At 54.0% G+C, this 11,967-nt stretch carries 5 protein-coding genes; all 5 read left to right on the top strand.

Annotated features, from left to right (window positions below):
* The first annotated feature begins 4 nt into the window (after positions 1-4).
* The 5 genes from BMZ79_RS27130 (at position 5) to BMZ79_RS27110 (ending at position 11,925) form a co-directional block, all read left to right on the top strand.
* Positions 5-619 carry a hypothetical protein gene (locus tag BMZ79_RS27130; RefSeq protein ID WP_090646515.1) on the top strand — a complete coding sequence of 205 codons (615 nt, stop codon included), beginning with the start codon at positions 5-7 and terminating at the stop codon, positions 617-619.
* Positions 620-632: 13 nt separating this feature from the next.
* Positions 633-1,079 (top strand): hypothetical protein, encoded by a 447-nt coding sequence (locus tag BMZ79_RS27125; protein ID WP_090646513.1) that lies wholly within the window; start codon positions 633-635, stop codon positions 1,077-1,079.
* A gap of 119 nt (positions 1,080-1,198) precedes the next feature.
* The gene (locus BMZ79_RS27120; protein ID WP_090646510.1) at positions 1,199-1,837 is read left to right on the top strand and encodes a fibronectin type III domain-containing protein; all 639 of its coding nucleotides are present in this window, start codon (positions 1,199-1,201) and stop codon (positions 1,835-1,837) included.
* A gap of 114 nt (positions 1,838-1,951) precedes the next feature.
* Complete coding sequence (locus BMZ79_RS27115; RefSeq protein WP_090646508.1) at positions 1,952-3,400, top strand: hypothetical protein; 1,449 nt, start codon at positions 1,952-1,954, stop codon at positions 3,398-3,400.
* A complete protein-coding gene (locus tag BMZ79_RS27110; protein WP_090646505.1) occupies positions 3,388-11,925 on the top strand; it encodes a PA14 domain-containing protein in 8,538 nt (2,845 codons plus the stop codon). Before BMZ79_RS27115 ends, BMZ79_RS27110 begins: the two co-directional genes overlap by 13 nt.
* The last annotated feature ends 42 nt before the right edge of the window (positions 11,926-11,967 follow it).

Raw genomic sequence — 11,967 nt, 5'->3', positions numbered from 1 at the left:
GGACATGGATATTATCGCTTACGGCGTGGCCAACAAGGCTGCGAAAGACGAAAAGAACACGAGGAATAATATCTTGGGGACTGGCGTGACGGGAGCTTATCCGCACGCCAAAGACCGGATCGATGCCCTAGAGGCGGGTATTCAGAATGCGGTGGCGAAAGCTAACGAGCTGATCATTAATGATGCGATCAACATTATGAAGGCGAATGCCAAGCTCAACGTGGTTGCCAAGACGATACGTTACAAGCATCAGAATATGATCTTTGAGGATTTTCTGGATGCAAGCGGGATCGATGCGGGGAAAAGCTCCAGCTATACACTGGATACAACGAATGGCCTTGTGAAAGCAAGCGGGAGCGGGAGCTATACGATTGTCACCACACAGGAGCTTGCCGATGTTGTACCAGAAAAGGCAATCTTGGTGGTTGAAGAAAACGAAAGTCCAACTATTGCCGGCACGTATTCCATTTCTCGCGACGATGGCGTCACATGGGAAACGATCTCACCCGAATCCTTATTCTACTTTACCGCTAAGTCACCGCAGGATAAGAAACTTCGACTCAAAGCAGTGTTGCCTGCCAATGCACAGCTATTAAATTACGGACTCACATGGTCCTAAAGGAGAGATTGTCATGGCAAGAGAACGTATCAGCCTTGTACCTGAAGAAGTAAAAACAGAAGCGACGCTTCGCAGTAAAATCGAAAGCGGCGAGTTAAACGCAGAATCTTATGCGGTGCTGCCGGCCGACGAGCAGGAGCTGGTCAATAAGATCCTATTCGACATCGCGGCTGAGAAGGTGAACCCAGCGGTCAGTGCATCGATCCTGGAGTTCACGCTGTTCTCCTTCATGCGAGTCGTTATGAAGAGGCTGGACGGTATGAGCTTAACCGCGGAAGACGAGGAAGTGCTTGCCGGCATTAAGACAGTTATGGGGACGCACGAGATCACGAATGGACAAACGTTAAAGGCCAATTGGCTGTTCGATTATCTCGGATATGCAAGCGAGAATGCAAAAGCAATTCTGGCTAATCGCGCGGATTATATCCAGAAAAAGAAGAATATCATCGGAAGAGTGTAATGCGCTACAATTAGGGCGCTTGAACTATATGGAGCTTCCCGCTATGATGTAAAAAGGCAAGTTTTTCCTATTGTTAGGGCATTGCCTTGGCATAAATAGATTCATAAGGAGTGATAGACATGGCTGTTTTAGAGTCGAATTTATCGTCCCCCGTGACTGCGATGGCAGGCGACACGCTTGCGCCTGCAAAAGTGCTGAACCTCAATTTCGCGGTTTCCCAAGGCAAGGTAACCCTGAATTGGGATCCGGTTACCACAGATGCTGACGCCTCGGCACTGACCGATCTGGCCGGCTACCGCGTTTACCGCAAAGCCAGCGCTGGAGATTCATTCGCCCTCGTATCGAACGTACCGGCATCTGTTGATGCACAGGTAACGACGTTCGAGGACGCAACGATGCTCGACGGTGCTTCCTACATCTATGCGGTTTCCGCATATGACGACGAAGTTACGCCGAACGAAGGCGCGCAGTCCGACGACCTTGCCGTGAAGACGATCCCATCGGTTCCTCAAAACCTGCAAACGACTTCCGGCGACGCGACGGTTCGCATCACTTGGAACACGGTTACGGACGCCGAGGACGCCAAGCTCAATGAGAACCTGGGCGGCTACCGCGTATACCGTAAACTGTCTTCGGATCAAAGTGCGCATGCGTTCCTGGCACAAGTGGCCGGCGACGTAACGCTGTACGACGACATTACGGTTGTCAACGGCAGCGAGTATAGCTACGTGGTTTCGGCGATTGATAACTCGCTGTAATCCAGTCCCAAAGAAAGAACATTTCTGCCCCGTGCGGAAATGTTCTTTCTTTATGTTCGGGTTCTGATATAATAGAAAAATGTAATGCCTTGCAATAAAAGGAGGTGCGACAAGGTGGCTGACACCCGATACTTATACACGAATGACGAGATTACGATCTCCAGTTCGTATCCGGTGACCTGCGCGCGTAAACTGGACCCGGACATTCAGGGGCAGACGGTCTTTGTGGATGACCAAACTTACTTGCGATACATTCCGACCGCGATGCAATTTGAAATCTTATCGGACTTACCAGAACAGCAGCTGGTCATCACAATCCCCTATGCCAACAAGCTGACCAATACGGAAGCGAAGTATTGCCGTATCGTTCGCTATGATGGCATCAGTATGTGGCGCGTGCTCGACACAAGCCTCGATGAAGGCGAAAAGACGCTCACGGCAACAGGCGATGCAACAGGTATTTACGGTATCTTTCTTAACGATTACTGGTATTCGGAGATTACGCAGCGCATCGCCAATGAATATCCGCTTTGGACTTGGATTCGGCAGTCGCGGGAGTCCAACGGTCAGCGCTTCTTCAACTGGTACGCCATGATGCTGGAAACGGTCGAGGATGAATACGACGAGCTCAAAAGCCAGAAGTTCATCGATCTTCTTGATCCGCAGATACTTGATTGGGTGTGGGTCTATGATCTGCCGGACATCCGGACATCCGACCAGCTTGCCTTCTATGATGATGAGGAACCTATCCCCATAATCGATTCGCTGCGGGATTTCTTTTTCAACAAGCTCGACGGCGGCGGTATCATTGACTTCGATAATCGGCGGATGTACACACGCAAAGAATACGGCGCATTCCGCGGGGAAATCCAGAACATTGACCGGCGGAGCAGCTTCACAGTGACCGCGCTGCCGCATCAAATCTGGAACGCGTTCGATGAGTTTGGGCTGCTCACGGGGACGCCGCGGCTGCACCGAGAGAAGAATGCCGAATATCGCGAGCGCATCAAGGACGTGTTCCGATATCCCGGCAACAGCAGTGACCAAGGGCTTACCTTCGCGATCGCACGTGAGTTAAATCTGATTCGCCGCGTAACCTGGCAGGACGACAACAAAAACTTGTACTTGAAAGGGAAGGGTGTCGAGCCCTATACGATTCGCATTGATGGGCAGCCGCTTGAGCCACTGGATTATGCTATAGACGAGTTCGGCTATATCCTGATTCAAGCGCAGAGCTCCGGCCGGACGCGAACCGTCTCTTTCATTAAGGACGTCGAGAAGCATGAGTTGTATCAAAAGAGCGACGAGGAGCTGTACCGCATCATGTTCCAGGATGACGGGCAAGCATCTGAGACACTCAAGCGCTGGGTGAACTATATCAATACGGTGGCGCCGATCATGTGGGGCCGCTTCAATTGGGATGAAGGCTACTGGGATACGATCAGCAAAGATCTGACCGGCCTCGGATATCTGCCGAACATCTGGGATTCAAGCATCGACAACTGGAAGGACTATACCTTTAACCCGAAACGGTGGGAGGGCTCAAACGTATGGCAATCTTAAATTTCGATTATAAACTGCAAGCCGTGATCCGCCCAATCATCTCGCTCTCATTCCACTATGAAGTCATTGCGACGGTGAAGCACGGAGACGGCAGCCAGCAGGACGTCTGCCTTTATAGGGACACAGCCATCATCACGAATTGGAATGACAGTCTCGCGGCTGGCAAGAAGCTGACAGACCTGAGTACCGCTATGCTCGGTGCGGCTACGCTCGCAGAGCTCCAAGCGACCGATCCGGATCTTCTCGTGGAGGCTTATTATGTCTGGAGCCCGGACACTCGCGTCTCGATCGTGTGCTTGCCGGATGGACTCGACAGCCCTTACGCATGGACCAATGCGCTGCCGCAGGAAGATGTGAACGTAGAGACGGATTGGATTAACGGTCCGCAGATCGATACGTTGACTGCGGGCAGTCCGGAGACACAGCTGCCGGTATCTGGCATGGACATTAAGCCGCTGATCAGCCGCAACAGTCTGACGCCGATGCCGGCCGACTATACGGTCATCCAGCTCGAAGCCACCAGCAGCAATGACAAGATTGTTCTGACGTACAGCGATAAGCTTTATGCCTATGGCCTCGACATCAGTGATCATCTTGTACTCGACATTACGCCGGAGACGACAAGCCTGCAGCTCGTAGTGGGCTTGCAGCAGGCGATCCGCGTGGATATGGAAACGAAGGGTGCCGGCGGTGTAGCCTCTGAAGCTCTCGGATGGAAATTCGATGAACAGAAAGTAGCCAGGGTTATCAGCTTCGACGGCAGCCAGGTGATGCTCGAGGGCATCGCGCCCGGCACGACGAATCTAATGCTTCGTTACGATGACTTTTATGCGAAGCCGATTGCGATCACAGTAGTTGATCCGAAAGGACGCCTCACCATCTCCCGCTCCCAGGAGCGTGCATTTGTCGGCGACACGGTGGCACTACATGTCGCTGCGGAGTATGAGAATGGCGATCGTTTCGCTATCCAGCTCTCGACACTCACGCTGACCAATGGCAATGCATTTGTCGAGAAAGTCAGCGAGACGGATTACAAGATCACGCCGCAGGCTTCCGATATCCTTTCGTTTGATCTTCTCGTCCGCTCCGATAGGGGAGAGGAAGTAGCGGCAACGGTCAAAGTACCGGTATGGAACAAGCAGCTCTACCGGTTCCATACGCTGCCGGAGACATCCACGCTTGTCGTGGGTCAGGAGCTGACAGTTACGGCCTTCTATGATGTCATGTTCGAGGACATGGGTCATGTGGATTCTGCGATTACTTGGGACATCGTGCAGGGTGAGGAGATCGCAAGCATCAGTAGCCGGAGCGGGAAAGGTGTCACCATCAAGGCACTGAGCGCCGGGGACATTCAAGTCCGAGCCACCGCTTACGGCAGCCAGTCGATCACGACGATCACGGCGCAGGGTCAAATGCAGCCCATCCTGAATGTCACGCCGGCAAGCGCGCATATCGCACCCGGGCAGTCACTGACTTTCTTTGCACAAGTGCTAAATGGGGACGCTGCTCCGGTAACATGGGAAGTGCAGGACAATGGCATCGTTCAGATCAACAAGCAAACCGAAAGCGCCTTAACCCTTGAGGGTGTCGTCAACGGCTCCGCTACCATCATGGCCAAGGCCGGATCGCTGGCTAAGCAAGTCGTGGTCACGGTCAGCGAAGAGATGATCAGCATAATGGCTACACCGGACCCGCTCCCAGCCGATGGCTCTTCCGAGCAGACCTACTTCCCTGCAGAGGACACGGATGAACAGTGGAGCGATCCGAAATTTGAATCGAACTACGTGGATGGTAAAGGCTTCAGCACCACACTGTACGGCCGCTCCCACGGCAGCGTCGATATGGCGCATGCGATCAAGTCCGGTATCGGCGATCATGATGATCTCATGGTTAAGAAGCCGCAACATGAAGTGGCCGTTCAGTCATTCCAATATGCCGCGCGGCTCCGGGGGAAACGTAAGCATCAGATCCTGATTTATCCAGAGTTGAACTTCCAGTACAGCATCTGGTACAAAGGCGACCTCTATGTAACCTACAATGAATCGCCTTACAAAATTGGCATCGATGCCTACCCGCCGAAGAAGTTTGGCTTCACGATTAAGGAAGACCGGATGCTTCCTATCCAGAAAGAATACGAGATCAACATGGAGATCGCTGGCGCGGTCGGCAAGAAGACGCTGGAATGGGCGGTCAATTACGAGGCCTTCTACGAAGTGCAGGACCAGGGCGACGTGAAGGATCTGTTCACCTCGTCTGCAGGTGATTATGTTGGCTACGGCAGCAGCGACGTTTGGAAGAAAAGCAGCGACGGCAAATACATCTATGACAACTCGAACCGTATGTGTTTCAGCGGCATCATCGCCAAGGGGGCCGGCGGCGAGTATTATGGGTGGGATAGCTACGAAGTTGAGTTCGATTTCAAGACGATCGGAGAAGGCAACCCGGATCCAACTGTCGGCCCACAGGACGATGACGTCATCGGTATCATCTTCAAGGCCAAGGATAAGCGCAACTTCTACATGATGATTTGGGAATCCGACTATCGCGTGAAAGGCTCGAATCGGATCGGCGCAAACATCGATGGTACGAACATCTTCACGGCCGACGAGACGGTCTGGAATGACGGCAATCACATGGCGTACTCACGAAACTACCTGAGCTCTGATTCGCTCTGGAGTGCGTATCAAACCGGCACCGGCTGGAAGACGCAGCACCGCCGCATCTACAAAGTCACGGATGGCAAGATGTACAAGGTCAACGCGACCGACCTGGGCGGCGGCAACGGATGGGATTACCAAACGATGGAGTCTATGAAAGTACGTTGTACGGGGAAGCATGCAGAAATTTTCGTCCGACACAGCCTGACTGAGGAATACGCCAAGGTCTTCGAGTTTGATACGGATTGGGAAAACGGAGCTTTCGGCGCATGCAACTGGTCCCAAGCCGTCGAGTTCCACGGGATCCGCGTCAAGCACTGGATCAAGTTCACCGGCCGTGAACCACAAACGGGCTGGGCACAGTTCGACGAGATTACGCCTTCGCCAAAGACGATTAATCCAAGCTCGTCCGACTACATCAAGGTCAACCTGCTTGCACGCATGGCGCAACTGGGCGTGACCGGCAAGGCGTATACGATCGGCAGCATCTCGGCAGAGGTGAAAGATTCCACGGCGGGTGCGGCATTCGCGGGCGTCGGTCAGCCAGTCACGGTGAAGACGTTCAACAGCCCGAACGCCGGGACCACGCAGTCGTTCACCTATACCAAGAAAGGCACCTTCGAGGTGACGCCGGACAACATCGATAACACGAGCGGCGCGGTCGTCTTCGAGGATATCGATGACTTCTTCCGGGCCGAGAAAAGCAACTTCCTGGCAAGCCATGCCGATCTGAGTCCGGATGCCATTACGGCAACCTACACGATCGTGAAGCCAGCATCGAGCGATACGGAGTTCGCCTTCGAGAACAATAAGAAGCTGATCTTCTGGCACGGCGATCCGGAACACGTCATCACGGAGAAGACCTACGAGTATTCGGTCTATGCGTATGACGGCTGGGTGGCTGCTCGTGACCTGAAAGAGTTCGTCGGCGGTAAGTGGGCGACGTACACGTTGACGCTCCAGGACTCCGGAGAATATACTATCGACCCGGCGCATCATGCATGGAAATGGGCGAAGGCTGGCACGGTGACGACGCATCACGATCCGACCGATGTGCTCATGCTGAAGACGACCGAATGGTACCAAGGCACGTTCCCGGCCGACATCAAGAACGAAGGCGTGGCCAACAGTGACGAGCCCACATACGTGGACGTACCGCCAAACCATGAGCATTATGTCGATCCGTATACCGGAGCGCCAATGCCGGCCGTCTACGCCAACGTGCATTACGTGCTGCATAAGTATCCGGTCGGCAAGCTCAGCTTCCTCTGGATGTATTGGGAATCGAAGCCGGGACAGACCACACGCAACACAAGCTCGTCGGTAAACGTGATTACAAGCGAACCGCTGCTGTTCACCGATCGGCAGAACGATCGCGTCGTCATCAAATGTGATGCGGATCCGCGGTATGTACCTTGGATCAGCGGTAAGTATATCGGGCAGGGCAAGGTCAACGGCAAGCGTCCGTTCTTCAGCTCCGGCGCCGGCAAAGCGAATATGGTAGATGTCCCAACGGACACCGTATTCCTGCCGCCGAACCTGACCCACATTGAGGGGCCGTTCATCGAGACGGATAACGAGAACGTCACCATTGAATATGACACCTTCAAGAAGACCGTGAACTTCATGTCCGATTACCAGGATGCTTACGTATGGTATACCGACTGGTACACCGACTGGGTGGAAGACCCGCGCAGCTTCTACGCGGACAATGAGTCGGTTACAACGATCGGCGACACGATCTCAATTAACCCGATGCTCGACCCGAATTATGATGAGAACGTCTTTATCGAGAAGATCGAAGCGATCAGCTCGAATCCATTTGTTTCGGTGTGGCTCGACAAGCAGGATGGCGACACCAGCGGCCTGCTCGGCACCTATTACCGGTACCCGCTTCAGACGAAGATCCTCAAGGAATCATTCGTCGTCGGCGGCGACTACCATGTAAAGGAGCAGCTATTCACCGTGCAGGAGGCAGTCGCAGCTCACAGAGAAGACGGCGAGCCGGCGCGCGAAGTATTCCTGGCAGGCCAGGCCGCAGTCCGTGGGCGCGCAGCAGCGACGGAGCAGAAGACCGCACACACGATCTACGTGCCGGCAGGGGAGAGCTCGCTCAAGATTCTGACGTCCTTCATGCAGAATACGGGAGACACGTTCCCGGACATGATCGTGCATGCGCCAAACGGCGAGACATTTGGCATCACCGCCAATAACGGCACCTGGGCGCAGACAGCCATCAGCAAGACGATCTTCGAGAACGGCAACTTAATCACGGCTGCCTCCAAGTACGACTACAGCGGCGGCGCGGATGTGTATGAGCTCATGACGTTTACGCGGCCAATCGAAGGCTCTTGGATGGTGGAGGTCTATAACCAAGGGATCACGGATACCGATTACGCGATCACAAGCAACATCGGCAATACCGTGCAGCAGCAGTTTTATACGGACTTTGCCGCAGACCCATGGAATGTGCAGATCAAAGTGAACGGCATTTCCATCACGGACTTCGTGGTTGATGACAAGCGGATTACGCTTGGGCCGGTATTGCTGAAGACCGACCTGCTGGATATCAACTACACCGCTGGCGGCTATCAGATCGACGAGCTACCGATGCAGAGCACGTTCAGCTTCAACGACCTGCAGCCATTCACGATTCTATCCGTGCAGCGCAATGGCGTTGAGATCCCGCAGAGCTCGACGGAAGGCTACACGGTTGATGGCCAGCAGTTCCAGCTGCATGGCTCGTATGTGACGCCAGGGGACGTGAAGGTGCGTTATGCGACGGGCAGCATCACCAACCTGTTCGAGTTGACGCAGGATCCGGGCCTTGGAGTCACGGTTTACCTGAACGGCGTGAAGCTCGATCCGAGCAAGTACAGCCTGAGCGGCCGCACGCTTGTCGTGGACCGCAGCATGCTGAATCCGAAGGACTGGATTCATGTTCAATCCTATGAGGTCACGGGAAGCTTCGATCCGAGCAAGGCGAATTACCTGGGCGATGTTCAGTTCTCTCGCGTCGATGCTCGCATCGATTTCAACTGGGGCAGCCAATCGCCATTCGTCAGTACGGAGCCGGTCGGCACAAATGCCGCAGCCTTCACGAGCCAATCGGTGATCCTAGACCAGATGTCCTTTAATCTGAACGTCGATCTGGACATTAGCTATCCGTCCGATGAAGTGATCGACATCTCGAACTTCACCGGGGAATGGATCAAGTTCGATGAAAATGTTGGCGCGGACGTGGGGGATTGGCATGGACCTCCGGAAGATGGATACAGCAAGGTGACAAACCTGGCCAACCAAAGCTACCGTTCGGGGTTCTTCAATCCGAACCATCGGGACTTCACCGATTATACCTTTAGCTTCAAGGTGCAGGAAGTAGCCTCCGGGGATGACGACATGTACGGCGCCATCTTCCGATTCGACCCGGGCACACTGAACTTCTACTCGTTCGAGATGGACGCATACTGGTCGCGCAATATGGTCGGCGGAACCGACGCCAAGGGCATGGGCATCTACCGCAACATCTGCCTCAACCCGTCGCAGTACGGCGTGGCCAAGTTGCAGTACACCAAAGTTATGTTGGCGCATCTCGATGAGGGATGGACGTTCGGCGCGGACGAGACAAACGAAATCAAGGTTAAGCTGGTCGGCCGCTCGATTACGGTTTGGGTGAACGGCACCGAGAAGTTCAGCATCGTCGACAGCGCACCGGATGCCATCCTGAAAGGAGCATGGGGGCCGGTCACCGCGTCGCAACCGAAAACGTACTTCTGGGACTTCAAGGCATCGCGGATGCTGCTGAACACGTTCGTGCAAAGCCCAGGCCAGCGTCATACGATTTCGGCACAAGTGGATCGGCCAATTACGGACTCGCCGAAGACACTGACCGTCATCGTAAAGGACATCAGCATCCATGACGAGTTCCTGCAGGAAATCAACAATTTCCTTGCCGCACATCCGGGGATGACGGAAGCGGACATCTCGTGCTCGTTCAAGATTATGAATGATGCCAGCATCACAAAGACCAGCTTCGACAAGGCGGCCGCACATGGCACGCTGACGATTGACGGCACGAGCAGGGTTGTCGCCGAGATCACGACGAAGCCGGCCAGCGCGCCGGACGCACCGGACTGGAGCGATTATCGCCATCTTCCGCGGACGTACCTGGATCCGAACGCGCCGCTCGACGTGTATACGCCGGATCTGCCGGAGCCATATATCGCACCGATCCAGGTGCCGGCGTCCGGATCACCAAGCGATGGGTTTGCCATCAGCTGGCGGGGCAACATCTATGCGCCGACTGCCGGTCTCTATCAATTCCATTCGACGTCAGACGATGGATTCAGGCTCTGGGTGAACAGGGTGCAGGTCATCGACGCATGGCGTGATGAGCCGGACACAAACTCGGGCTCGATCAATCTCGAAGGCGGCCGCTGGTACGAAATCAGCGCAACGTACTACGAGAACACGGGAAGCGCAATGGTGAAGCTGGAGTGGACGCAGCCAGGCGGAACCAAGGAAATCGTGCCATCCAGCCGGCTTGCGCCGTTCCTCGGCTACGCCATCAATGCGCAGGTTCGCAGTGCCGCTCCACTGCCGTGGAATCCGATGCTGCATAACGGCTATTACTACTTCCAAGAGAAGGAGCAGTACCTGTTCGCCGAGAAGATCCGACTCGTCAAGACGCCGGTGGATCAGCAGATCCTGATCAGCCCTCGGCCTCAGCAAGGCGCCGCATTCATCGTCCGGGACAACGAGGGTAATAATCTACGTAAGGTCGCCTTCTTCGAGGAGGTCCGAAACGCAGCAGGCTTGCTGACCGGGGTGAATCAGACACTCGAGAACATCGAATCCATGAGCGGCAACGGGTACGCGAAATACTACCTGCAGTACAAGGCTATCGATCCAGACACGCTGGTTGTCACATTGAATGGCATTACAATCAGTTCAACACAATATATCTTCAATCCTAAAAATTCTTCGATTGAGTTCATGAACAATTTGGGATTTGATGATATAATGGAGTTCAGGTATAAGCTGCTGTATAGTTTCTATGTCGATTACAACTATGATGTAGAGAATGATGTGGCACGGATTGTATTGCACAACAATTACGATCCAACCATGATGCAGGATATGGAGATTATCTATGAGGGTGCGAAGGACACGCCGTTCTACCGGGCGGAGGAAGTCTCGTTTAACCCAATCCTGAATCATAATCATCGCGGCTTCCTGTGCCTGACCAATAAGGTGGATCAGGATCCCAAGGTGCTGGAGATCAGCATCTCGCCGAAGTCGCTGCCAGCTGGCAGCACGGGCAAGGTTCTGGTGACAGGCCGAGCGCTCGACAAATACAACAACCCGATTCAGAACAAGGAAGTGGACATCTACCGCGACGGCGAGCTGATGTTCTCCGGCAAGACGAACCGGGCCGGCGAAGTCTATCTGTACGATCAGCCAATAATGCCGAGCGACAATATCACCAACTACCAGATCGTCTGCGCTGATCTGAGTAATATGGAGCAGCTGAGCTTCTACGCGCCAAACGTGGCGAATCGAGTTTACCTCGAAATGAAGACCAGCAAAGCCGTACTGCTAGCCGGCCAGAATGACGAGGCAACCATCACGATTACGCTTCGGGATGAAAACTGGGGTGTGCTGACGGGCAAACAAATTCGGGTTGCTTATAAGGATACGAAGGGTGTTACAAGATCTTTCGTTCCCACGACGGATGATTATGGTCAGACCTCGATTACAATTTCGGGGCTCTCGCAAGAGCAAGGGGTGTTCGCGGTAACGGCAACATGCACTGTGGGCGCGGAAGAATCGAGTAACTTTATCTTTCTAAAAGTGATAGGGGCGTAACACCCCCTATTGCTTTCTTTACATATTGGCCCAAAAGGAGGA

It is taken from the genome of Paenibacillus sp. UNC496MF, assembly GCF_900113915.1.
GTDB classification, from domain to species: domain Bacteria; phylum Bacillota; class Bacilli; order Paenibacillales; family Paenibacillaceae; genus Paenibacillus_Z; species Paenibacillus_Z artemisiicola.
The sequence above is the reverse complement of the archived record's forward strand: the minus strand, read 5'-3'. Positions and strand labels throughout refer to the sequence as shown.

Coding starts and splice junctions, on each gene's coding strand:
- BMZ79_RS27110 (WP_090646505.1), top strand. CDS start 3,388: ATGGCAATCTTAAATTTCGATTATAAACTGCAAGCCGTGATCCGCCCA.
- BMZ79_RS27130 (WP_090646515.1), top strand. CDS start 5: ATGGATATTATCGCTTACGGCGTGGCCAACAAGGCTGCGAAAGACGAA.
- BMZ79_RS27125 (WP_090646513.1), top strand. CDS start 633: ATGGCAAGAGAACGTATCAGCCTTGTACCTGAAGAAGTAAAAACAGAA.
- BMZ79_RS27120 (WP_090646510.1), top strand. CDS start 1,199: ATGGCTGTTTTAGAGTCGAATTTATCGTCCCCCGTGACTGCGATGGCA.